The sequence below is a fragment of the uncultured Alistipes sp. genome, assembly GCF_902388705.1.
GTDB lineage: Bacteria > Bacteroidota > Bacteroidia > Bacteroidales > Rikenellaceae > Alistipes.
Genome location: NZ_CABMQJ010000016.1, coordinates 1 through 22,341 on the forward strand (window position 1 = coordinate 1; position 22,341 = coordinate 22,341).

Genomic DNA, 22,341 nt, shown 5'->3' on the forward strand with positions numbered 1-22,341 from the left:
GGGAATCCTGCCCCTGCCGCAGAACGGACTGGTCTACGGCAGGGTGGGTTCCGATTTTTACCGGGGCGCGGCGGTTTCCCGTGCGGCGATCCGGCGCTCGGAGGGTGCTGTACCCGTCCCGTCTGCCGGCGCGGTATCCCGGCCCGCGGGGCTTTTCCGGGGAATGCCGCAGGCCCCCGCCGGGCCGCTGCCCGACAGTCTTTTCCGGTCGTTCCTGCGGGATTCGGCCGCTGTTTTCCGGCTCGGGGATGCCGAGGTGGGCGGTTGTTCGCTTCGGGGGCGGATCATGCTCTACGGCGGCGAACTGCGCATCGATTCGACCTGCCGCATGGAGCACCTGCTTATCTGCGCCCGTAAAATAACCGTGGGGAGCGGTGCCCGCATTACGGCGCAGCTCTTTGCGCGCGATACGGCGGTCATCGAACCCCGCGCCGTGCTGGAATACCCTTCGGGCGTCTATGCGTGCCGTTACGCCGAAGTGGGGGCGCACGGCGCGGTGAACGGCTATGTGATTGTCCGGGATACGGTGGCCCGTAAAAAGGTCACGGCCAACTACCTCCAGTCGCGTACGGCGCGCGTGCGGGGGTTGCTCTATGTCGACGGCATTGCACAGGTGCAGGGCATCGTCGCGGGCCGTGCGGTGCTGCGGCAGGCGGTTTATTTTTCGCCGCAGGGCTACTATAAGGATATGCTCTACGATGTCACGGTGCTCGAAAACCCCGTCACGGCGCAGCCGCTGTGGTTGCCGGCGGCGCGGAGAAAGGAGGCGGCATGCGTCGAGTGACCCGACGGCTTGTGTGCGGGGCGTGCCGCAGGCTGCGGGCGGCTTCGCTGCTCGAAGCCGTCGTGGCCGGGGTGTTGTTCCTGACGGTCTTTGCGGCGGCCCTGGAGCTGCTGCCGCGCCTGACGCTGCGTGACGACGATGCACTGGCGGTCGCCGAGGCGGAATACCGTGTCGGCGAGGCTTTCGACAAGTACGGTACCGGATTGTGGCCCTGCGGCGATTATGCCGAGCTTTACGACTGGGGCGAAATCAGCGTGCGGATCGGGTGTTATGGGGACTTTGCAGACCTGCAGGTAGTCGAAATTTCCGCGCGGATGTCCGGAAGCGGCAAACGCATCGTGCATAAACAGCTCGTCGAATGCAGGCAATGACGAAATACGGGAGTGCTGCCGGGCCTTATTCCCGGCGTACCGAAGCGCCGCGTAAGGCGCCGCCGGGCCTGGATAGACCGTGTGCGGCGTGGCGGAAGGCATCCTTTCGGGGCTCGACCCTTGTCGAGACGCTGGTGATGATGCTCGTGGCGGGGATTGTCTTCCTGACCGTAATGGACGGGATGACGCTTTTCACCCGGTTGCAGACACAGCGGGCCCGGGCGTTGGCGTCCGCCGTCCGCCGCAGCGGAGGCTATACCCGTGTCGTGTCGCTTGTCGGGGATGCCGACAGTATCCTCTGCCCGGCGGCCGGACGGTTGGAATTGTACCGCAACGGCCGCCTGTCGGCGCTGTCGCACGTCGATTCGGTGCTGGTTTACCGCTGCGGCGGGTTTTGCGATACCCTGCTCGGCGGGGTGTCGGCGTTGCGGCTGGCGGAATACGATGCGGTGCCGGATACGGTGGAAATCGGGTTCGGGGTGGGGTTTACGGTGAAATTACCGGTGATGTCCGCCTCGCGGCAGTACCGGATGGCGTTGGACGAAATAGAAAATGGCTATGGCTACGAAGAGTAAGATGACCGATGCGCGGCGCGAGGTTTTCTACGCCGGGCTGCACGCCCTGCTGACGGCGGGGCTGGATTTTTCGCATGCCTTTGGGCTGCTCATCGTGAGCGAGCGGGATGTACGGCTGAAAGCGTTGCTCGAATGCCTTTACAGGGATGTGGTCGGGGGTGCGGCGCTGTGGCAGTCGATGGAGCGCAGCGGGGCTTTCCGGTCGCTGGACTGCGGCGTGGTGCGCATCGGCGAGCAGACCGGGCGGCTGCCCGACACGCTCGATTTCCTGCGGGACTACTACCGCAAACGGGCCGCACAGCGGAGAATGGTGTCTTCGGCCGTCAGCTACCCGCTGGTAATCCTCTCGACGGCCGTAGCGGTCGTGGCCTTTATGCTGGCGGTGATTGTGCCGATGTTCGAGCAGGTCTACGCCCGCATGGGCAGCGAACTGCCCGCCCTGACGCAGTGGGTTATCTGCTTGTCGAAGTCGTTTCCCTGTTATGCCGGCGCAGCCTGTGCGGGAGCCGCTGCGGTTTGCCTGCTGCTGTATGCGAACCGGGGCCGCGAGGAGGTTCAGGCATGGCTGGCCGGCCTGTTGCTGCACCTGCCCGTTGCGGGGGCGATTGTGCGGAAAAACCAGCAGGCGCAGTTCTGTAAACTGCTTTACCTGCTCACCTCGTCGGGCGTTCCGCTGCTCGCGGGCGTGGGGATGCTCTGCGACGTAATCGGCTTCTATCCTTACCGGAAGTCGTTCGCCTCGATTTGCCGCAGGCTGGAGCAGGGCGAGGCATTCTCTGCCGGCATCGCCCGGTTCCCGGAATTGTACGACCGCAAACTGGCCGCCCTCGTGCGTGTGGGCGAAGAGACCAACCGCCTGCCGGAGATGCTCCGCCGCCAGGGCGAGGCGCTGACCGAAGAGCTCGAATATGGAATTAAACGCATGGGCGCAATGCTCGAACCGGCGCTTATCCTGCTGGTGGGCCTGCTGGTGGCCGTAATCCTGATTTCCATGTATATGCCCATGTTCCGACTCGGCGGAATAATGGGGTGAATTCAAGCCCGGACGGAAAATTCACTCCGGGGTACACGAAATATGGCGGCTTTGCGACCGATAGCCCGTATCAGCGGGTCGGACTGTTTCACCGGAGCGGGCCTGGAAATTGTGGGGCTTCATGCGCATGACGAATTTATCGGCAAAAAGACGCAACGGTTCGGAAATTTGGCGGATGGCCATTCGATTTATTCGTACGACGGGCATCCGAAAGAATAATCGATTCAGGCGATGTAAAGCACCCTGTCCGGTTCGTGCGCCTGCATGAAATTAAATCCGCCCTTTGAAATAAGGGCGGATTTTTGATGTGTCCGTACGGACAGCGGCGGGACGGATGCTGCCCGGTGTTTGCCGGTGCGGCGTTCGCGGCCGGGCGGGGTGTTCGTCAGAACTTGTAGTAGAATCCGAATTTCAGGTCGGACGAAGAGAGCTTCAGTCCGAAAGCCTCCCCGCTGCCGCCGTTGAAGTAATCCTTGCGGTAGCCCAGGAACCCGACCTGCGTCAGGAAGCTGAAGTGCTCGTTGATTTTCACGCTTAATCCCGGGGTGATGCCGGCCTGGAATCCCTCGTAATCGCCGCAGGCGAAACCTACGCCGCCGTCGAGGAAGAGCGACAGGATGCCTTTGTTATAATACTTGTAACGGGCATAGGGCGATGCGGTGAACACGTTGTAGCTGTCGCCGTCCTTTACTTTCAGGTATTCGAACCCGAGGGCTACGCCCACCGACCATCTTTGGTTGAAATCGTAGCCTACTTCGGGAGCAATCGAGAACGAGTCGGTCTTGACGCCTTTCGTTTTGTCGTGCCAGTAGCCCAGCTTGCCGCCGATCCACAAACCTTTGTCCTGTGCCGAAGCATTTCCGGTTGCCGTAAAGCATACAACTGCTGCAAGCAGTACCATCATGATTTTTTTCATCTTTGCAAAATGTTTGTTTGACAAAAAGTGTAACTGTTTTTTCTGTTCCGGAAGCAAAGAAAGAGTACAGTTTTTTTCTGCGCAAATAAATTCAACCAACCGGATTGTTCTAAAAATCAATGCCTGAAGTTTCTAAATGAACCATTTCTGCCGGAAACTTCCTGCGGGGCGGTTTCGCGGGTGTTGAAACCGGCTCGGTTTATGCCAGCTGTTTTGCGCAGGAACCGGCAGGAAATAAAAAAGCCATTCATGGCGAATGGCTTTGGACGGGGTGTCGCGAAAAAGTCGCCGCTGTCGGTTCCGGTCTTTCGGGAAAAGGGGCCTGTGGTCCCGGGTGGTTGTCCCGGCGGCTTTGGGGGCTGCGGTTCCGAATGGGAGCTCCTGCAGTGGTTCATGATGGGAGATTCTGGGTTCCGGATGCGGGCTCCTGCGGCCCCGTGTGGGTATCCCGGCGGATTCGGGGGGGGGCTTCGGCAGTTCCGGCAGGGGAGGCCGGGCCGGGAGTAGCCTTTCCGGGCGGGCCCGGACGCTCCTTATCCCGCCGTTAAACGTAGAAACCGTGTGTGCCGAATGTTTTCCCGTGGGGGGGCGCCTTTTCGGCGGAGCGGCGGGGAGCTTACCGGCCGAAGAATTTGGCAACCCGGTCGGTGACGGCCATGCCCATCCGGAGGCGCCCCATGATGTTGTCGCCCTGGTGGCCGTGTCCGGAGTTATGCAGCCATTCGTGGAATTCGGGGTAGAGGCCTTTGCCCGCCATGAATTCGAATGCGGCGTTCTTCAGACGTTTTTCTTCGTTATAACCGGCCTGGATGTTGGCGATCAGGTCGTCGAACGCCGCGATATTGTAAGGATTGGAGACCGGGATTTCGGCAGTGTAATTTTGCTTTTTCATAACTTTTATATTTTTATAATTGACGTATGAAGTATCGATTTCAAGCAGCCCGCAACATCCGGGTCGAACCGTCCGACAGCGTGCCGGAGGACGCTGCAATTTTACCGGTGCCGACCGGTCGGAAAATAGGCTGAAATGGTGTCGTGCCTTTGAAAAACGAACGGCTCCCTATCCCGGGGAATGCCTGGTACGTCGCATCATACAATGTTAGTCACTAGTGCAAAGGTATGATATAATATGTTGAATTCCAAGATTTTCGCATTATTTCTTCGGCGAAAAAAAAGTCGCGAAAAAGTTGCAGGCAATTTTATTATTATATAATAATATAATAATATGTCCGACGAAATAATCCCCGGGAAAATGAATTTTTTTTGCATTTGCGGCTTGTTCCTGTATCGGATTAATAATGTCCGAAACAGCTGGCTGGTAAAAAGGGCTTTTTTATTGGAGCATGGGGTGTGTGCGATCCGGTTGCGGCGCGCATGGAAATTTTGCCGGCCGGAGTCGTTGGAAAACCGCTCCGATTTTATACATTTGCAGTATCATGTCTTCGAACCTGCGGATTATATGTGCATTTGTCGTCCTGTTGTCGTGCTTCTGCACGGCGGCGAGCGCGCAGGAGAGTACCTATACGGTGAGCGGCCGGGTGATCGACCGCCTGACCCGGCAGCCGGTGGCCTATGCCGCCGTCGTTCCTGTCGGGCAGGAGCAGCGGGGCACTTCGACCGATTCGCTGGGGCGTTTCCGCATGGCGCGCGTGCGCGCCGGAATCCACCGCCTGTCGGCTTCGTCCGTGGGCTATAAAACCGTCGTGACGCCCGAGTATATCGTTTCCGCCGCCACGCCTTTCATCGAGATAGAGCTGGAGGAGGACGCCACGCAGCTCGAAGCCGTGACGGTGGCCCCCTCGCCGTTCCGTGCGACGGCCGAAAGTCCCGTGGGGCTGCAGATCATCGGCCTGCGGGAAATCGAGAAGAGTCCCGGCGCCAACCGCGACGTTTCGCGCATCGTGCGCTCGTATCCCGGTGTGTCGTTCTCGCCCGTCGGCTACCGCAACGACCTGATCGTCCGCGGCGGGGGTCCTTCGGAGAACAAGTTCTACATGGACGGCATCGAGATTCCCAACATCAACCATTTCGCCACGCAGGGGGCTACGGGCGGCCCGGTGAGCATCGTCAACGCCGACCTGATTCGTGAGATTAATTTCTACACCGGGGCGTTTCCCGCCGACCGGGCCGGGGCTTTGAGTTCCGTGCTCGATTTCAAACTGCGGGACGGAAATCCCGAGAAGCAGACCTTCAAGGCGACGCTCGGGGCTTCGGAGGTGTCGTTGAGCGGCAGCGGCCATATCGGCGACAAGACCTCCTACCTCTTCTCGCTGCGCCAGTCCTACTTGCAGCTGCTGTTCAAGATGATCGGACTGCCGTTCCTGCCCAACTACATCGACGGCCAGTTCAAGGTCAAGACCCGCATTTCGGAGCACGACGAACTGACGGTGCTGGGGCTGGCGGGCTTCGACAACATGAAACTCAACCTCGACGAAAAGGGCGAGGATGCCGAATACCTGTTGAGCTACCTGCCGCGGATTCGGCAGGAGACCTTTACCGTCGGCGCCGCCTGGCGCCATTATGCCGGCCGCCACGTGCAGGAGGTGGCGTTGAGCCACACCTACCTGAACAACCGCAACCTCAAATACCGCGACAACGACGACTCCTCGGAGGAGAACCTGACCCTCCGGCTGCGCTCCGTGGAGCAGAAGACCACGTTGCGCGCCGGCAACCGCAGCTACCTGGGGCGCTGGACGCTCCGCCAGGGCGCCGAGTTGAGCTATTCAGGCTACACCAACCGCACCCTGCAGCGGCTCTATGCCGACGAGTCCGTGCTTTCCGATTACAACACCCGGCTGGGAATCGTGGGCTGGGGCCTTTTCGCAGGCGCCGATTACGCTTCGGCCGACAGGCGTTTCACGGCTTCGGTGGGCGTGCGGGCCGACGGATGCGACTATTCGCCGCACATGGCGCAGTTGTGGCGCCGGCTGTCGCCCCGGGCGTCGCTCTCTTACCGGCTCAGCAAGGGCTGGTCGTTGAGCGGGAGCGCCGGGCTGTACTACCAGCTGCCGCCCTATACCGCACTGGGATTCAAGCAGGAGGGGGCGCTGGTGAACAAAGCGCTGCATTACATGCGCGTCGGGGCGTTCAGCGCCGGGGCCGGCTGGCGGCTGCGCGACCGCCTGGTGATTTCGTTCGAGGGATTTTACAAGAAATACGGGGATATTCCCCTCTCCCTTGCCGACGGCATTCCGCTCGCCTGCAAGGGCAACGACTACGGGGTGGTCGGCAACGAGGCGCTGCGCTCCTCGGCAGAGGGCCGCTCGTACGGCGTCGAGGCGATGGCCCGCTGGCAGGTGCCCGGAAAGGTCAACCTCGTGGGCTCGGTGACGCTGTTCCGCAGCGAATACCGCAGCGACGCCTGCTCCGCTTACATCGTTTCGGCCTGGGACAGCCGCTTCGTCGTGAATGTGAGCGGCACGTACGATTTGCCGCGCAACTGGAGTGTCGGGGCGCGCCTGTGCGCCGTGGGCGGGGTGCCCTATACGCCCTACGACACCGACAAGTCGTCGCTGGTCGAGGCGTGGAATGCGCAGGGACGGCCTTATTACGACTATGGACGTTACAACGACGGGCGGCTCGACGCATTCGCACAGCTGGATTTGCGCATTGACAAGACATTTTATTTCCGCCGCTGCATGCTGGGGCTTTATATCGACCTGCAGAACGTGACGGGCAGCAAGCTCCGGCAGCCCGACGTGCTGATGTCGACGGGGGTAATCGAGAATCCCGGGGCTCCGGCCGCCGAACAGCGTTACCGCATGAAGTACATCGGGCAGGAGAGCGGAACGCTCATCCCGACGCTGGGGATTACCGTCGAGTTTTAACGACGGCCGCATCCGGCGAGGCGAACCCGGGGCGTTTTCCTCCGGCCGGGGCGTCGGGCTCCGTGCCCGGTTTCAACCTGCGGGACGGAAATCCCGAAAAGCAAAACCTGCCGCATGAAAACAGCAAACCGCAGAACCCGGAGTGGCCGGGCCTGCGGTTTTTCTGTGTTCCGGGCGCTTATTTGCCGGTGCCCGGCCCGGCTTTGCCGGCATTCCTGCGATCCATGACGAAACTGATGACGAACGGGATGGAGAGGAACACCGCCGTGCCGACGACCACCAGCCAGGTATACATCGCCGGGCTGCCCACGGGCAGCTGCGAGGGCGGGAAGAAGGTGACGATGAACGAGAAGAGCACGGCGAGGAATCCGATGCCGCCGACGGCCCACATGCCCGCATTTCCGCCCGGCACCCGGTAGCTGCGCTCCAGCTTGGGCTGGGTGTAGCGCAGGCGGATGCCCGCGGCGTACATCATCATGTACATCACGAGGTAGAGCCCGACGGTCAGTGCGCTCAACAGGAAGAACGCCACGCTTACGTCGCTCATGAGGATGTAGAGCGACGAAAGCACCGTGACGATGCAGCCCTGTATGATGAGGATGTTGATTTGCACGCCGTTTTTGTTGGTCTTTTGCAGGAAGCAGGGCAGCACGCCCTCCTGTGCCGTCCAGAGCAGGCCGCGGCTGGGGCCCGAAATCCACGACATGACGCCTGCAAGGGCGCCGAACGCGACGAGCAGCCCCATGACGTTCGAGAGCCAGCCGACGTGGTAGTGGTCGAAGACGATCTGGAACGTGGTGAACAGCCCCGACTGGAGGTTGATTTGGTCGTAGGGCAGGATAATGGCCACGGCCAGCGCGCCCAGCGTGAAGAGCCCGAACGAAATCAGCGCCGCGAGGAACATGGCGCGCGGGAACTGTGTCTGCGGGGTCTTCAGCTCCGGAGCGTGCACGGCGTGCACCTCGACGCCGGCGAAGAGCAGCAGGATACCCGCGAGGAACGCGATGTCGCTCATGCCCGTGATGTGGGGGAAAAGACGCGGGTGGACGTGGTGCGCGGCGTCGACGTTGACGACCTGGGTGACGGTGTCGGGGATGTGTTCCAGCGCTATGGAGTTGCCGCCGGCCATCCAGATGACAGCCATGACGATGACGACGATGCCCGGCAGGACGGTGCCGATAAGGAAGCCCTTGCTGGTGATGCCCGAAATGGCCGACGTGCCGCGCAGCGTGATTAGCGTGGCGCACCAGTACATGGCGATGGAGAAGAGCCCGACGTAGAGGCCGTTCTGCGCCAGATCGGGCATGCCGATCATGTAGGCGATCGACGCCGCGGCGAAGCCCAGCACGGTGGGGTACCATACGACGTTCTGTATCCATTGCAGGAAGATGGCCGCAAAGCCCATGTGGCGGTTGAACGCCTCCTTGACCCAGGTGTAGACGCCGCCGCCCCGCGAGGCGAATGCGCTTCCCAGTTCGGCGCCTACCAGCGCCGCGGGAATCAGGAAAAGGAAGGTGGCGAAGAAGATGTAGAAGAACATCGTCAGCTCCTCCTGCGCCATCATGGGCAGACCGCGCAGGCTGATGACCGCCGCCGCGGTCATCAGGGCGAGCTGTGTCGTGGTGATATTTTTACGTTTTGCCATAATGTGGAATTGTGGTTATTACCTGGCGGCCAATCAGTTTTCGTGCCGCAGCCGGTAACGGCGGGTGTGTGTTCGGGCGGATGCATGGCGTGTGCGGGCATTCTGCGCCCGCCGGCAATCGTGCGTGCGCGGCCCTTGCCGGCGGGGAATAAAAAAACAGCAGGGGATCTCGCGATTGCCTGCTGCTGCTGGAGGATTGCCCTCCAAAACTACTAACCCAAACTTAAATAAATGAAGAAACCTCACTGCGGTTGCTGTTCCGCAGTTGATTCGATTCATACAAAATACGTGCAAAAACCGTCGGTGTTTCGTCCCGGAATGCGATTGGCCCGAACGTGCCGCACTTGCGCCCGGCGGAGGTACGAATCCCTGCCCGCAGGGAACACCGGCCGCAAAACAAAACAGCAGGGAATCTCGCGATTGCCTGCTGCCCCCGGAGGTTTGCCCTCCTAAAACTACTAACCCAAACTTAAATAAATGAAGAAACCTCACTGCGGTTGCTGTTCCGCAGTTGACAGAATCAGTTGCAAAGCGCGTGCCAGAAACGGCAGGTCGCGGGGCGAATAGCAGAACCTGCCTGTTTTTGTTGTTGTTTGCGCGTTTTGGTTTAATCGACGGGCGGATTTGGTAAAACCGGATTATTTGCATAACTTTGACGTATCTCAATTCCACTAATTCCTCCCGGTTATGAAAACAAAAATCTCCCCCCCCCTCGGTTTGCTGCTTTCGGGACTGCTGTTGATGGCGTCCTGCATTAAATCCCCCTCCCGTGAGAAGACTCCCGACCCCGGGCCTGCTCCCGAAACGGTGACTTACGACGACCTGGCGCTGAAGAGCCTGGCGATTGCTCCCGACGCCAACGAGCGGATATTCGGGACCGTCGTGTTTGCGCCCGAAGCGTCGGCCGGCCGGTGGAACGGCCGTATTTCCGGTTACAAGGCCGACCGTACGCAGCTTGTGGCCGAGTTCGACGCCGTTGCCGCCCGCGTTACGGTCGACGATGCGGAGCAGCAGTCCGGAAAAACGGCCAACGATTTTTCGAAGCCGGTGGTTTACCGCCTCTATGCCGACGACGGGCAGTACAAGGAGTTCACTGCGGTGCTCGATAACGACGGCTACACGGGGTGTCCTGTCGTGGGAATCGTAACCGACGGCCAAAAGGGCGTGACGTCGCGCGACGTATGGATTCCCGGCCGCATGGTGATAGACCGGCAGGAGGGCGAATGCGACGAACTGGCCGCCGAGATCGAAATCAAGGGCCGCGGCCACAATTCGTGGAGCCGCGACAAGAAACCCTATGCCATCAAACTGGCGGAGAAGAGCCCCGTGATGGGCATGAACAAGCAGAAACGCTGGGTGCTGCTGGCCAATGCGGGCGACCGGACGCTGCTGCGCAACCGCGTGGCCTATGAAATCGGCCGCCGCACGCAGCTGGCCTGGACGCCCGACAGCCGTTTCGTCGAGGTCGTGCTCAACGGCAAATACCTCGGCAGCTACCAGCTCTGCGAGCAGATACGCGTGGACAAGAACCGGGTGGATATTACCGAGATGACCGCCCAGGACATCGCGGGTGAGGCCCTGACGGGCGGCTACCTGCTCGAAGTGGATCGTTATTACGACGAGCCCAACAAGTTCCGGACGAAATACCGCGATTTGCCGGTCAACATCAAAAAGCCGGACGAGAAGGTGCTGACCGCCGGGCAGAAAACCTATATCGCCGATTATATAAACAAAGTCGAGGAACTGCTCTGTGCCGGGGAGCAGCCCGATCCCGCCTACCGGGACTACATCGACATCGATTCGTTCGCCGACTGGTGGATTGTAATCGAACTGTGCCACAACCGTGACACGCGCCTGCCGGGCAGCTGCTACATGTACAAGGAGCGGGGCGAGAAACTCTGCGCCGGGCCGCTGTGGGATTTCGACCTGATGACTTTCATTCCCTCGACCTCGTTCCTGCTCAAGGAGTACGAAATAACCGACTTCAGCAAGGAAGGGGGCGACCGGAGCCTGTGGTACAAACGCCTGTTCGCCGATCCAATCTTCGCGGCGCGCGTCAAGGAGCGCTGGCAGGCATATAAACCGGCGTTCGAAACGATTCCGGCGTTCATCGATGCCGAAGCCGAAAAACTCGAAGTGTCGGCCGGGGCCAACTGGGACATGTGGACGCTGACCGGGAATTTCAACCGCGACGAGACGCTGGCGTGGCACGATGCCGTGGAATTGCTGAAAAAGAATTACAGCGACCGCCTGGCGTGGATGGACGGGCAGGTGGCAAAACTCTGATTGGCCGTGCTGGAGAAATAAAGGCCGCCGTCCTCTTTGGGGGACGGCGGCCTTTGTCCGTGCGCTTGCCGGTCGCGGATGCGCTGCCCGGTAGCGCGTGTTTCCGGTTAGCGGAATACGCCCGTGTAGGCCGAAGGCGTGAGGGCGCGCAGCTCCTCTTTCACCGGGTCGGCCACCTCGAGCGTTTCGATGAATGCCGCAATCGACTCGTGCGTGATATGGGCGTTGGTGCGGGTCAGGGCCTTGAGCGCTTCGTAGGGCTTGGGATACCCCTCGCGGCGCAGGACGGTCTGGATGCCCTCGGCTACGACGGCCCAGTTGTTCTCCAGGTCGCGGTCGAGCGCCTCGCGGTTGAGGATGACCTTGTTCAGCCCTTTCATCAGCGAGCGGAAAGCGATGGCGGCGTGGGCTACCGGGACGCCGATGTTGCGCAGCACGGTCGAGTCCGTGAGGTCGCGCTGCAGGCGCGAAACGGGGAGTTTCGACGCGAGGTGTTCGAACAGGGCGTTGGCGATGCCGAAGTTGCCCTCGGCGTTCTCGAAGTCGATGGGGTTGACCTTGTGGGGCATGGCGCTCGAGCCGACTTCGCCCGCCTTGATTTGCTGCTTGAAGTACTCCATCGAAATGTATGTCCACATGTCGCGGCACAGGTCGATCAGGATCGTGTCGATGCGCTTCATGTTGTCGAAGATGGCCGCGAGGTTGTCATAGTGCTCGATTTGTGTGGTGTACTGCGAGCGGCAGAGGCCCAGCGTCTCGTTGACGAACTTATTGGCGAAAGCCACCCAGTCGTATTGCGGGTAAGCCGCGCGGTGGGCGTTGAAGTTGCCCGTGGCGCCGCCGAACTTGGCCGGCACGGCGATGTCGTGCAGCATGGCGAGCTGTTTCTCGAGGCGCTCGACGAACACCATGAATTCCTTGCCCAGCGTCGTGGGCGAGGCGGGCTGTCCGTGCGTTCGCGCCAGCATCGGCACCTCGCGCCACGCCTCGGCGAAAGCCGCCAGTTTGTCGCGCACCTCCTCGGCGGCGGGGTAGTAAACTCCCGTCATCGCCTCCTTGAGCGAAAGCGGAATGGCCGTATTATTGATGTCCTGCGAGGTGAGGCCGAAGTGTACGAACTCCTTGAAAGCCTCCAGCCCGAGGTTGTCCATTTTCTCCTTGATAATGTACTCGATGGCTTTGACGTCGTGGTTGGTGACCGATTCGATTTCCTTTACGCGCTCGGCGTCGGATGGCGAGAAATCGAGGTACAGGGAGCGCAGGGCCGCGAATTTCGTGCGGTCGATACCCGCCAGCTGGGGCAGCGGGATTTCGCACAGCGCGATGAAGTATTCGACTTCGACACGGATGCGGTAGCGGATAAGCGCCTGTTCCGAAAAATAATCGGCGAGTTTCTCCGTTGTATTACGGTAGCGGCCGTCGACGGGCGAAATGGCTGTAAGGCAGTTGAGCATATGGTTGTTCATGGATTTGGTATGTGTGTTTTGTTTAATCCGCCTGGGGTATCGGGACTTCGCTTTTGTCCGGCAGGGCCGGCCGGCGGGCTTCGCACCCGCCCGTGCGCAAAGTTCCGGCACCAAATTTACGACATTTAATTGAAATAAGCATAATTTTCCCTACCTTTGTAGGGTTGTAAACCGAAATGAGATGAATTTTCTAACAGCGATTCTGGATGCCCTCGTGAGATTCGTACAGCGCAATCCGCTGACGGTGCTCGTCATCGTCATCCTGGCCCTCGGCGCCCCGGCGCTGCTCAAGGGCATCGCGCTCTTTTTTCTATATGGCATTATGGGTATCCTATTATTGGTCGTGGCGGCGATCCTGTTGTTCCGCTGGCGTATCTACAAGGTGCGCCGACAGATGGAGGATCAGTTCGGCGAGGGTTTCGGCGGACGGAATCCCGGCGGGCAGGGCTTCGGTGCGCCCTTCTCCGGCGAGCCCCGCAAAGGCCGCGAGGGCGAGGTGAAAGTTTACAGAACCTCGGAAACTCCCGAAAAACGGGTGTCGGGAAATGTCGGCGACTACGTCGAATTCGAAGAGACCAGGGAACCGAAAGAAGAATAGCGGTATGCTGAAGATATTCGAGTTGATAGGGCGCTACTTCATGTTGATGGGAAAGGTTTTTTCCCGTCCCGAGAAAGCCGCCATCTACCGCCGCCGCATCATTTACGAAATGGAGTCGCTGGGCGTCGATTCGATCGGCCTGACGGCCATCATCTCGGTCTTCATCGGCGCGGTCATCACCCTGCAGATGTGCATCAACCTCGATTCGCCGTTCATTCCCCGCTCGCTGGTGGGGTATGCCACGCGCGAAACGATGATTCTCGAGTTTTCGTCGACGGTCGTGGCGCTGATACTCGCCGGCAAGGTCGGGTCGAGTATCGCCTCGGAGATCGGCACCATGCGCATCACCGAGCAAATCGACGCGCTGGAGATTATGGGCGTCAATTCGGCCTCGTACCTCATCCTGCCCAAAATCGTGGCTGCTGTGGTATTCTTCCCCTTCCTGACGATTTTGAGTATCGCCATCGGCATCATCGGCGGCTGGGCGATTGCCTACCTGACGGGCATCATGATTCCCGCCGACTACGTCGACGGACTGCTGATGGACTTCAAACCCTATTCGATCGTCTATTCGCTTATCAAGACCTCGGTTTTCGCCTATATCATCACCTCGATTTCGGCGTTCTACGGCTACTACGCCAAAGGCAATTCGCTCGAAGTGGGCGCCGCTTCGACGCGCGCCGTGGTGGCCAGTTCGGTCGTGATTATGATTTTCAACCTCATACTGACACAAGTCCTGCTCATATGATACGCGCCGATCATATCACCAAATCGTTCGACGGGCGCGTGGTGCTCGACGACATTTCGATTGAATTCGAAACCGGGAAAACCAACCTCATCATCGGCCGCAGCGGGTCGGGCAAGACCGTGCTGCTCAAGACGCTGGTGGGACTTCACGAACCCGACTCGGGGAATGTGTGGTACGACGACACGAATTTCACGCAGCTCGATTTCCGCCAGCGCCGCGCCATCCGCAAGGACATCGGCATGATTTTCCAGGGCGGGGCGCTGCTCGACTCCTCGACCGTCGAGGAGAACGTCAAGCTGCCGCTCGACCTGTTTACCTCGCAGAGCGAGAAGGAGAAGATGGAACGTGTGGATTTCTGCCTGCAGCGCGTGCGGCTGGCGGATGCCAACCACCTCTATCCGGCCGAGCTGTCGGGCGGCATGATCAAGCGCGTGGCCATCGCCCGGGCCATCGTGCTCAATCCCCGCTACCTCTTCTGCGACGAACCCAACTCGGGCCTCGACCCGCAGACCTCGATTGTCATCGACAACCTGATTCACGAAATCACGCGTGAATACAACATCACGACGATTATCAACACGCATGACATGAACTCGGTCATGGAAATCGGCGAGAAAATTGTATACATCCATGACGGTCGTAAATGGTGGGAGGGCACCAAAGACGTCATCCTGCATGCCGACAACCGGGAACTGAACGATTTCGTCTTCGCCTCGGCCATGGCGAAACGGGCCAAACTCGCTGCAGAGCGACCGGACGGGATTCCTAAAAAAATTTAATTTTTATTTGCGTAATATACATAAAGTATGTAATTTTGCGCTGTGAAAAAATAACGGAATTTTTATTAACAAATAAATCGTAAAATTATGTCAAAGATCAAAGTTGGTATCAACGGTTTCGGTCGTATCGGCCGCTTGGTGTTCCGCGCTGCATGCACCAATGAAAACATCGAGGTTGTAGGAATCAACGACCTCGTATCGGTAGATTACATGGCCTACATGCTCAAGTACGACACGATGCACGGTCGTTTCAATGGTACGGTCGACTACAACGTCGAGAAGAGCCAGCTGATCGTTAACGGCAAAGCTATCCGCGTAACTGCCGAGAAAGATCCCGCAAACCTCAAATGGAACGAAGTGGGCGCAGAGTACGTCGTTGAGTCGACCGGTCTGTTCCTCACCAAGGAGAAAGCACAGGCACACATCGCAGCAGGTGCGAAATACGTCGTTATGTCGGCTCCCTCGAAGGACGACACCCCGATGTTCGTATGCGGCGTCAACACCGACACCTACGCCGGCCAGACCATCGTTTCGAACGCATCGTGCACCACGAACTGCCTCGCTCCGATTGCCAAGGTGCTGAACGACAAGTTCGGTATCACCGACGGTCTGATGACGACGGTTCACTCGACCACCGCAACGCAGAAAACCGTCGACGGTCCCTCGATGAAGGACTGGCGCGGCGGCCGTGCCGCTTCGGGCAACATCATCCCCTCGTCGACCGGCGCTGCAAAGGCCGTAGGCAAGGTTATTCCCGAACTGAACGGTAAACTGACGGGTATGTCGATGCGCGTTCCGACCCTCGACGTATCGGTTGTCGACCTGACCGTAAACCTGGCTAAACCCGCCAAGTACGACGAGATTTGCGCTGCCATGAAGGCTGCTGCCGACGGCGAGCTGAAAGGCATCCTGGGCTACACCGAGGAGGCTGTCGTTTCGTCCGACTTCCTGGGCGACGCACGTACGTCGATTTTCGACAAGGCTGCCGGTATCGCACTGACCGACACGTTCGTGAAGGTCGTTTCGTGGTACGACAACGAGTGGGGCTACTCGAACAAGGTGCTCATGCTGATCGAGAAGATGGCTGCTTACAACAACAAATAGTCGTAAGCCGTTCGATAACGAAGAGGGAACCTGCGGGTTTCCTCTTTTTTTTTGTAGGCTGCTGTGCCGGCCGGGGATTGCGGTTGTGCTGTCGCCGCTCCGGGGGCTTTTATTCCCGTTCCACCCGCATCTCGACGGAGGCGCCCGACCATTGGTTGATAAGGCGCTTTTCGGTGCGGAGGAGTTTGCCGCCGCAGGTGATGCGGAAATCGACTTCGAACGGTTGCGTGTCGCCGATGTCGTTGCCTGCGGGCAGCGTGTGGGGGACAATATAAATATAGAGCAGCAGATGGTCGCACGCTTCGGTGGCGAGGCGTAGGCTGCGGTCGCCGCCGGCCTCATCGGGTTTCTTTTCCAGATTCGCGCCGACGTCGGCGACATGCGATTCCGCCGAAACGAAGCCGGTGCGGTTGCCTGCGGCGTCGAAACAGCCGCACATCAGCGCCACATTGTAGCGCCACCAGCCGTCGTAGCGGCTCGAAATCTCGATTGTGAATCCCTCGTTTGTTGCCATAGGGTACAAATATAGCGATTTTTCATCGTTCGGCGAATTCCGTGCCGTGAAATTCCGTACGCCTCTCCGGGGAGGATACGCCGGGCGGATGTGCGGTGCGCCGTGTGCAAAACTCGGCAATTTCTTTGCAAATGTCTTATATTTTCGTAACTTTGTGCCCTAAATGTGCTCGTATGGAGGAAGCGAAAAGATATACGATTGCCTACAAGGGGTTGAAAAGCGGCCTGCACGACTTTCATTTCGAGGTTGACGGTTCGCTGTTCAAAGCTTTCGGGAGCACCGAAATCAAGGACGGGGCATGCGGCGTCACGGTCGTTATGGAACGCGGCGAAGCGATGCTTACGCTCGATGTTACCGTCGACGGCAGCGTTGTGGTCGAGTGTGACCGCTGCCTGGAGGACTGCCGGGTGCCGGTGCATTACGAGGGGCAGCTGCTGGTGAAATTCTCCGACGAAGTCCGCGAGTACGACGGCGAGGTGATGTGGCTGCTGCCCATGGAGGACGAAATCGACCTGACGCAGTACATCTACGAGAGCATCGTCCTGGCGCTGCCTTACCAGCGGGTGCATCCCGACGGGGAGTGCAATCCCGAGATGCTGAAGCGCTTCCGCATCGTTTCCGACGCGGAGTTCGGGGACATCGAAGCCCGTGCCGAGGAGGAGCACAACGGGGGCGAATGGGCCAAACTGGCCGCGCTCAAGGAGCAGATGGAAGCCGAGGAGGCGCAGGACGGGCACGTAAAAGAGGAAGAATAACAGCCGCTCCGGCCGCAGAACGGTTCGCACCGGGAGCGGTCGGGAAATATTTTTGAACGGAAATACGTTAAACTTATAATTTATATTGTAAAATGGCACATCCTAAACACAAAGTCTCGTCGACGCGACGCGATAAGAGAAGAACTCATTACAAGGCTGTCGTTCCGACGGTAGTTACCTGCTCGAACTGCGGCGCTGCTACGCTGTACCACCGCGTATGCCCCGAATGCGGCTTCTATCGCGGAAAGCTGGCGATCGAGAAGAAAGCGGCCGAATAAATCCGGCAGCAGGAAGAGTGCAACCGCGAGGCTGCCCTCTTTTTAGTTTCAGCAACTTCCTGTTCCCGCCGTATGCGGGCGGGCGGCTGCGTACCGTGCCTGCCCTCGGGCGGGGCGGTAGATGAAGTTAAACCTAATCGCACGATTATGTTAAAGATTGGTGTAGATGCCATGGGCGGCGATTTCGCTCCCGAGGCGGCGGTCAAGGGGGCCGTCATGGCACTCGATGCAATCGGGCCGGACAGCCGTATCGTATTGTTCGGTGACGAGGCGAAGATTAAAACCGTGCTCGAGGCCGAAAACTGCCCTGCGGAGCGTTTCGACATCGTTGCGACCACCGAGGTCATCGAGATGGGCGACCATCCCGCCAAGGCTTTCCAGGCCAAGGCCGATTCGAGCATTACGGTAGGCTTCGGTTACCTGGCCAAAGGGGCCGTCGACGGTTTTGCAAGTGCCGGCAGCACGGGAGCCATGATGGTCGGGTCGATGTACGCGGTGAAGCCGATCGAGGGGGTTATCCGCCCCGCGATTTCATCGGTCGTTCCCACGGTTACGGGGCGTCCTGCGCTCCTGCTGGACGTCGGCCTGAACGTGGACTGCAAACCCGAGGTGCTGGCCCAGTACGGACTGATTGGCTCGATCTACGCCGAAGCCGTGCTCGGAATCGAAAAACCCCGTGTCGCCGTGCTCAATATCGGCGAGGAGGAAACCAAGGGAAATGCGCAGACCAAAGCCACCTATGATTTGCTGAAGGCCGACGAACGTATCCATTTCGCCGGCAACGTCGAGGGATCGTACATCTTCACGGGCAAGGTTGCGGACGTAATCGTCTGCGACGGCTTCGTGGGCAATACGGTGCTGAAGATGGCCGAGGGGCTCTATCGCATCAACAAGGCGCTCGGGGGCGGCAACGCTTTCTGGGACGCGATGAACTACGAGAACGTGGGCGGTACGCCCGTGCTCGGCGTAAATGCGCCCGTGGTGATCGGCCACGGTATCTCGTCGCCCAAGGCCATCAAGAGCATGATCCTTTCGACCGAGCGTTGCATCCGAGTAGGCCTGACCGCCAAGTTGCAGCGCGCTTTCAAAAATTAATTATACACTTTAGGAAAAAAGTTAATGGGTAAGATAACAGCAGCAATAACGGGTGTGGGACAATATCTCCCCGATTATATCCTCACCAACGAAGAATTGAGCACGATGGTCGACACGTCCGACGAGTGGATCATGTCGCATATCGGCGTCAAGACGCGCCACATCCTCAAGGGAGAGGGCGTAGGCTCCTCGTACATGGGCGCCCGTGCGGTCATCAACCTCCTGGATAAGGCCGGGGTCGACCCGATGGAGGTGGATTTGGTGATTTGCGCCACGGTAACCCCCGACATGTTCTTCCCTTCGACGGGCAACCTGATTGCCGACCAGGCGGGTTGCAAGAACGCCTTTGCGTACGATGTTTCGGCGGCCTGCAGCGGCTTCCTTTTCGCCCTGACGACGGGTGCCAAGTTCATCGAGTCGGGCTCGTGCAAGAAAGTAGTGGTCGTAGGCGCCGACAAGATGTCGTCGATTGTCGACTATACCGATCGTTCGACCTGCCCGATCTTCGGCGACGGCGCTGCCGCCGTGCTGCTGGAGCCCAATACGGAGGGATTCGGCATTCTGGACGAAATCCTGCGTTCGGACGGTTCGGGCGAGTTGCAGCTCTATATGAAAGCCGGCGGTTCGCGCTATCCCGCGTCGGTCGAAACCGTACAGAACAACTGGCATACGATTATGTGGGACGGACACGCCGTATTCAAGGCCGCCGTTTCGAAGATGGCCGATGTTTCGGTGGAAATCATGGAGCGCAACAACCTCACTTCCGCGGACATCAGCTACCTGGTTCCCCACCAGGCCAACCTGCGCATCATCGACGCTACGGCGCGCCGCATGGGACTGGAGCACGAGAAATGCATGATAAACATCGACCGGAACGGCAACACCACGGCCGCGACGATTCCCTCGTGTCTGTACGACTACGAGAAGGAGCTGCGTCCGGGCGACAACCTCATCCTGTCGGCTTTCGGCGGCGGGTATACCTGGGGCGCCATCTACGTGAAGTGGGCTTACGACGGTTCGAAAGCCTGCCAGGTCGACCTTGCCAAGAAATAGTTTCCCCGGGTGGCGAATGGCTGCCGGGACGTGATAGAAGGGCGGAAGCGCATTGCGTTTCCGCCCTTTTCCATGTGCGACGGTGGGTTTTTCCATGTGCGACGGTGTGCTTTTCCGAGTGTGGCGTGTGCTTTTCCGAGTACGGCAGTGTGCTTTTCCATGTGCGACGGTGGGGGGGGCGAGTCCTGCGGCCCGTTTTCCCGTGTGCCTGGTGTGCTTTTTCGTGTGCAGCGGTGTGCTTTTCCGAGTACGGCGGCCCGCTTTTCCGTGTGTTGTGCTGCGCCGGATATGCAGGGATGCCGCCCGGATTGCGGAGCTTTTGCCGGGATGAGCGCGCTACCGCGGTGCGGAACTGTTCCGGCAGCGCCGGCAGCCGGTGTGACCGAACCGGGATTTTTCGTATATTTGGCGTGCGGGACATCGTTGCGATTTCAGTTTCTTTTCGGATTCGCGCGTTAGTTTTGCCTCCGAAACAATTGCCGCCTATGAAAATCCTGATCGTCGAGGACGAACCCTCCCTGCGGGAGATCATGGTGCAGACCCTGCGCCGCGAACAGTATGTGGTCGAACAGGCCGCCGATTACACCTCGGCCCTGGACAAAATCGCCGGATACGACTACGACTGTATCCTGCTGGACATCATGCTGCCCGACGGCAGCGGACTGCGCCTGCTGGAGGAGCTCAAGCGGCAGCGCAAGCGGGCGGGCGTCATCATCATCTCGGCCCGCGATTCGCTCGACGACAAGGTCGAGGGGCTCGAGTTGGGGGCCGACGACTACCTGCCCAAACCGTTCCACCTCGCCGAGTTGAGCGCGCGCATCCGCAGCGTCGTGCGCCGCCACCAGCGCGACGGGCTGCAGAGCCTCGATGCCGGGAATGTGCGGCTGTTTCCCGACAGCCGCCGCGTGGAGGTGGCCGGGCAGCAGGTCGAATTGCTGCGCAAGGAATACGACATCCTCTATTATTTCATGAGCCGCCCCAACCACATGGTCGACAAAACGATGCTGGCCGAGGCCGTGTGGGGCGACCATATCGACCAGGCCGACAACTTCGACTTCGTCTACGCCCAGATGAAAAACCTGCGCCGCAGGCTCCACGACGCGCAGGCCGACATCGAAATCCGGGCTGTCTACGGCTTCGGCTATAAACTCGTTACCCCATGAAATTGGTTTACCGCATCGTATTGCACATGTCCTGGGCCCTCTCGCTGCTGCTGGCGGCGTGGGCCGTGCTGTTCTATTTCACGCTCATCGACGAGATTAACGACGAAGTGGACGATTCGCTGGAAAATTACGCCGAGGTGCTGGTCAGGCGCAGCCTTGCGGGCCGCGAGTTGCCGCAAGCCTTTTCCGGCAGCAACAACGGCTATTTCCTGCACGACGTGTCGGCCGAGTACGCCGGTTCGCGGCGCCATATGGTGTACAGCGACGAGGAAATCTTCATTCCCGAGAAGGACGAGGAGGAGCCGGCCCGGGTGCTGCGGATGATTTTCCGCGATGGGGAGGGAAATTACAAGGAGCTGACCGTGATGACCCCGACCATCGAAAAGGACGATTTGCAGGAGGCGATACTCCGGTGGATAGTCTGCCTCTACCTTTTCCTGCTGCTGACGATTCTGCTTATCAACGTGCTGGTGCTGCACCGCACGCTGCGGCCCCTCTACGCCCTGTTGCGGTGGCTCGACGGCTACATCGTGGGCGGGAAGAACGCACCGCTCGCCAACGATACGAATATCACCGAGTTCCGCCGGCTGAACGAAGCCGCAAGCCGCTATGCCGAACGTGCGGAGTCGCTGTTCGAGCGCCAGAAGCAGTTTATCGGCAACGCCTCGCACGAGATGCAGACCCCGCTGGCCGTCTGCCGCAACCGGCTGGAGATGCTCGTCGACGACGGCTCTGCGTTGAGCGAGTCACAACTCGGCGAAATCCTGAAAGTACAGCGGACGCTGGACTACCTCGTCCGGCTCAACCGTTCGCTGCTGCTGCTCTCGAAAATCGAGAACGGCCAGTTCCCCGAGGCCGAACAGGTCGATCTCAATGCGCTGGTGCGGCGTACGGCCGAGGATATGGGCGAGATATACGCCGGGCGCGGCATGCGCTTCGTGCTGCATGAAGAGCAGCGGCTGGCGGCGCTGATGAACCCTTCGCTGGCGGCGAGCCTGGTGACGAACCTGCTGAAAAATGCCTTCGTACACGGCGATGCGGGCGGAGAGGTGGACGTAACGGTCGCGGCGCGCGAACTGCGCGTATGCAATGCCGGGGCACAGGGGCCGCTCGACGCGGAACACATCTTCGAACGGTTCTACCAGGGGGCGAAAAAAGAGGGCTCGACGGGGCTGGGGCTTTCGATTGTCGACGCCGTGTGCCGCCTCTACGGGTTGCGCATCGGCTACGCTTATATAAATAGGTGCCACTGTTTCACCGTGCATTTTCCTGCATAATTTCGAAAAAAACCGAATTCGGCCGTTTATTTCAAATTCGTTTCAACTTTGGGTAGCAACTTTGCAGGGTGAAT

At 59.5% G+C, this 22,341-nt stretch carries 20 protein-coding genes and 1 pseudogene; 16 read left to right on the forward strand and 5 right to left on the reverse strand.

Annotated features, from left to right (window positions below):
* The 4 genes and pseudogenes from QZT71_RS06170 to QZT71_RS06185 all read left to right on the forward strand — a co-directional run.
* Positions 1-784, forward strand: a pseudogene (locus QZT71_RS06170) (hypothetical protein); the annotation flags it as partial.
* Positions 772-1,155, forward strand: a complete 384-nt coding sequence (locus tag QZT71_RS06175; protein WP_295913939.1) for a hypothetical protein — start codon at positions 772-774, stop codon at positions 1,153-1,155. The pseudogene QZT71_RS06170 and the gene QZT71_RS06175, both read left to right, overlap by 13 nt.
* On the forward strand, positions 1,143-1,730 hold the full coding sequence (locus QZT71_RS06180) for a hypothetical protein (RefSeq protein ID WP_295913942.1): 588 nt from the start codon (positions 1,143-1,145) through the stop codon (positions 1,728-1,730). Before QZT71_RS06175 ends, QZT71_RS06180 begins: the two co-directional genes overlap by 13 nt.
* A complete protein-coding gene (locus QZT71_RS06185) occupies positions 1,714-2,763 on the forward strand; it encodes a type II secretion system F family protein (protein WP_295913945.1) in 1,050 nt (349 codons plus the stop codon). The genes QZT71_RS06180 and QZT71_RS06185 overlap by 17 nt, the downstream gene beginning before the upstream one ends.
* Positions 2,764-3,148: 385 nt before the next feature.
* On the opposite strand, the gene QZT71_RS06190 is transcribed toward QZT71_RS06185, so the two are convergent.
* Entirely contained in the window at positions 3,149-3,679 is a 531-nt protein-coding gene (locus QZT71_RS06190; protein WP_295913946.1) for an outer membrane beta-barrel protein, read from the reverse strand.
* A gap of 616 nt (positions 3,680-4,295) precedes the next feature.
* Positions 4,296-4,571: a hypothetical protein gene (locus QZT71_RS06195; protein ID WP_295913949.1), complete on the reverse strand. Its 276-nt coding sequence runs from the start codon at positions 4,569-4,571 to the stop codon at positions 4,296-4,298.
* A gap of 544 nt (positions 4,572-5,115) precedes the next feature.
* On the opposite strand from QZT71_RS06195, the gene QZT71_RS06200 reads away from it, so the two are divergent.
* A complete protein-coding gene (locus tag QZT71_RS06200) occupies positions 5,116-7,506 on the forward strand; it encodes a TonB-dependent receptor (protein ID WP_295913952.1) in 2,391 nt (796 codons plus the stop codon).
* A gap of 178 nt (positions 7,507-7,684) precedes the next feature.
* Here QZT71_RS06200 and QZT71_RS06205 read toward each other — a convergent pair whose 3' ends face one another.
* Positions 7,685-9,151, reverse strand: coding sequence for an amino acid permease (locus tag QZT71_RS06205; protein WP_295913955.1), 1,467 nt, complete (start codon positions 9,149-9,151; stop codon positions 7,685-7,687).
* 687 nt (positions 9,152-9,838) lie between these two features.
* Here QZT71_RS06205 and QZT71_RS06210 point away from each other — a divergent pair.
* Positions 9,839-11,437: a CotH kinase family protein gene (locus QZT71_RS06210; protein ID WP_295913958.1), complete on the forward strand. Its 1,599-nt coding sequence runs from the start codon at positions 9,839-9,841 to the stop codon at positions 11,435-11,437.
* Positions 11,438-11,544: 107 nt separating this feature from the next.
* Here QZT71_RS06210 and purB read toward each other — a convergent pair whose 3' ends face one another.
* The gene (purB, locus tag QZT71_RS06215; protein WP_295914023.1) at positions 11,545-12,891 is read right to left on the reverse strand and encodes an adenylosuccinate lyase; all 1,347 of its coding nucleotides are present in this window, start codon (positions 12,889-12,891) and stop codon (positions 11,545-11,547) included.
* 193 nt (positions 12,892-13,084) lie between these two features.
* On the opposite strand from purB, the gene QZT71_RS06220 reads away from it, so the two are divergent.
* The 4 genes from QZT71_RS06220 (at position 13,085) to gap (ending at position 16,132) form a co-directional block, all read left to right on the forward strand.
* Complete coding sequence (locus tag QZT71_RS06220) at positions 13,085-13,501, forward strand: DUF4834 domain-containing protein (RefSeq protein ID WP_295913962.1); 417 nt, start codon at positions 13,085-13,087, stop codon at positions 13,499-13,501.
* 4 nt (positions 13,502-13,505) lie between these two features.
* The gene (locus QZT71_RS06225) at positions 13,506-14,249 is read left to right on the forward strand and encodes an ABC transporter permease (protein ID WP_295913965.1); all 744 of its coding nucleotides are present in this window, start codon (positions 13,506-13,508) and stop codon (positions 14,247-14,249) included.
* Positions 14,246-15,028, forward strand: a complete 783-nt coding sequence (locus QZT71_RS06230) for an ABC transporter ATP-binding protein (RefSeq protein WP_295913968.1) — start codon at positions 14,246-14,248, stop codon at positions 15,026-15,028. The genes QZT71_RS06225 and QZT71_RS06230 overlap by 4 nt, the downstream gene beginning before the upstream one ends.
* An 87-nt stretch (positions 15,029-15,115) precedes the next feature.
* On the forward strand, positions 15,116-16,132 hold the full coding sequence (gene gap, locus QZT71_RS06235) for a type I glyceraldehyde-3-phosphate dehydrogenase (RefSeq protein ID WP_295913969.1): 1,017 nt from the start codon (positions 15,116-15,118) through the stop codon (positions 16,130-16,132).
* Positions 16,133-16,241: 109 nt separating this feature from the next.
* Here gap and QZT71_RS06240 read toward each other — a convergent pair whose 3' ends face one another.
* Positions 16,242-16,646, reverse strand: a complete 405-nt coding sequence (locus QZT71_RS06240; protein ID WP_295913970.1) for a hypothetical protein — start codon at positions 16,644-16,646, stop codon at positions 16,242-16,244.
* Positions 16,647-16,819: 173 nt separating this feature from the next.
* On the opposite strand from QZT71_RS06240, the gene QZT71_RS06245 reads away from it, so the two are divergent.
* The 6 genes from QZT71_RS06245 to QZT71_RS06270 all read left to right on the forward strand — a co-directional run bounded on the left by QZT71_RS06245 (position 16,820) and on the right by QZT71_RS06270 (position 22,267).
* Positions 16,820-17,401: a DUF177 domain-containing protein gene (locus QZT71_RS06245; protein WP_295913971.1), complete on the forward strand. Its 582-nt coding sequence runs from the start codon at positions 16,820-16,822 to the stop codon at positions 17,399-17,401.
* 92 nt (positions 17,402-17,493) lie between these two features.
* Positions 17,494-17,679: a 50S ribosomal protein L32 gene (gene rpmF, locus QZT71_RS06250; protein WP_014774705.1), complete on the forward strand. Its 186-nt coding sequence runs from the start codon at positions 17,494-17,496 to the stop codon at positions 17,677-17,679.
* Positions 17,680-17,826: 147 nt separating this feature from the next.
* Positions 17,827-18,774, forward strand: coding sequence for a phosphate acyltransferase PlsX (plsX, locus tag QZT71_RS06255; RefSeq protein ID WP_295913972.1), 948 nt, complete (start codon positions 17,827-17,829; stop codon positions 18,772-18,774).
* A 24-nt stretch (positions 18,775-18,798) separates the two neighbouring features.
* Complete coding sequence (locus tag QZT71_RS06260; protein ID WP_295913973.1) at positions 18,799-19,827, forward strand: beta-ketoacyl-ACP synthase III; 1,029 nt, start codon at positions 18,799-18,801, stop codon at positions 19,825-19,827.
* A 485-nt stretch (positions 19,828-20,312) separates the two neighbouring features.
* Positions 20,313-20,990: a response regulator transcription factor gene (locus tag QZT71_RS06265; protein ID WP_295913974.1), complete on the forward strand. Its 678-nt coding sequence runs from the start codon at positions 20,313-20,315 to the stop codon at positions 20,988-20,990.
* Positions 20,987-22,267, forward strand: a complete 1,281-nt coding sequence (locus QZT71_RS06270) for a HAMP domain-containing sensor histidine kinase (protein ID WP_295913975.1) — start codon at positions 20,987-20,989, stop codon at positions 22,265-22,267. The genes QZT71_RS06265 and QZT71_RS06270 overlap by 4 nt, the downstream gene beginning before the upstream one ends.
* Positions 22,268-22,341: the final 74 nt, after the last annotated feature.

Excerpts from the sequence above, each read along its gene's own strand:
- QZT71_RS06270 (WP_295913975.1), top strand. The coding sequence starts at position 20,987 with ATGAAATTGGTTTACCGCATCGTATTGCACATGTCCTGGGCCCTCTCG.
- QZT71_RS06195 (WP_295913949.1), bottom strand. The coding sequence starts at position 4,571 with ATGAAAAAGCAAAATTACACTGCCGAAATCCCGGTCTCCAATCCTTAC.
- QZT71_RS06205 (WP_295913955.1), bottom strand. The coding sequence starts at position 9,151 with ATGGCAAAACGTAAAAATATCACCACGACACAGCTCGCCCTGATGACC.
- QZT71_RS06180 (WP_295913942.1), top strand. The coding sequence starts at position 1,143 with ATGCAGGCAATGACGAAATACGGGAGTGCTGCCGGGCCTTATTCCCGG.
- QZT71_RS06265 (WP_295913974.1), top strand. The coding sequence starts at position 20,313 with ATGAAAATCCTGATCGTCGAGGACGAACCCTCCCTGCGGGAGATCATG.
- QZT71_RS06260 (WP_295913973.1), top strand. The coding sequence starts at position 18,799 with ATGGGTAAGATAACAGCAGCAATAACGGGTGTGGGACAATATCTCCCC.
- QZT71_RS06200 (WP_295913952.1), top strand. The coding sequence starts at position 5,116 with ATGTCTTCGAACCTGCGGATTATATGTGCATTTGTCGTCCTGTTGTCG.
- purB (WP_295914023.1), bottom strand. The coding sequence starts at position 12,891 with ATGCTCAACTGCCTTACAGCCATTTCGCCCGTCGACGGCCGCTACCGT.
- QZT71_RS06210 (WP_295913958.1), top strand. The coding sequence starts at position 9,839 with ATGAAAACAAAAATCTCCCCCCCCCTCGGTTTGCTGCTTTCGGGACTG.
- QZT71_RS06225 (WP_295913965.1), top strand. The coding sequence starts at position 13,506 with ATGCTGAAGATATTCGAGTTGATAGGGCGCTACTTCATGTTGATGGGA.
- QZT71_RS06185 (WP_295913945.1), top strand. The coding sequence starts at position 1,714 with ATGGCTACGAAGAGTAAGATGACCGATGCGCGGCGCGAGGTTTTCTAC.
- rpmF (WP_014774705.1), top strand. The coding sequence starts at position 17,494 with ATGGCACATCCTAAACACAAAGTCTCGTCGACGCGACGCGATAAGAGA.
- QZT71_RS06190 (WP_295913946.1), bottom strand. The coding sequence starts at position 3,679 with ATGAAAAAAATCATGATGGTACTGCTTGCAGCAGTTGTATGCTTTACG.
- plsX (WP_295913972.1), top strand. The coding sequence starts at position 17,827 with ATGTTAAAGATTGGTGTAGATGCCATGGGCGGCGATTTCGCTCCCGAG.
- QZT71_RS06240 (WP_295913970.1), bottom strand. The coding sequence starts at position 16,646 with ATGGCAACAAACGAGGGATTCACAATCGAGATTTCGAGCCGCTACGAC.
- QZT71_RS06245 (WP_295913971.1), top strand. The coding sequence starts at position 16,820 with ATGGAGGAAGCGAAAAGATATACGATTGCCTACAAGGGGTTGAAAAGC.
- QZT71_RS06220 (WP_295913962.1), top strand. The coding sequence starts at position 13,085 with ATGAATTTTCTAACAGCGATTCTGGATGCCCTCGTGAGATTCGTACAG.
- QZT71_RS06175 (WP_295913939.1), top strand. The coding sequence starts at position 772 with ATGCGTCGAGTGACCCGACGGCTTGTGTGCGGGGCGTGCCGCAGGCTG.
- gap (WP_295913969.1), top strand. The coding sequence starts at position 15,116 with ATGTCAAAGATCAAAGTTGGTATCAACGGTTTCGGTCGTATCGGCCGC.
- QZT71_RS06230 (WP_295913968.1), top strand. The coding sequence starts at position 14,246 with ATGATACGCGCCGATCATATCACCAAATCGTTCGACGGGCGCGTGGTG.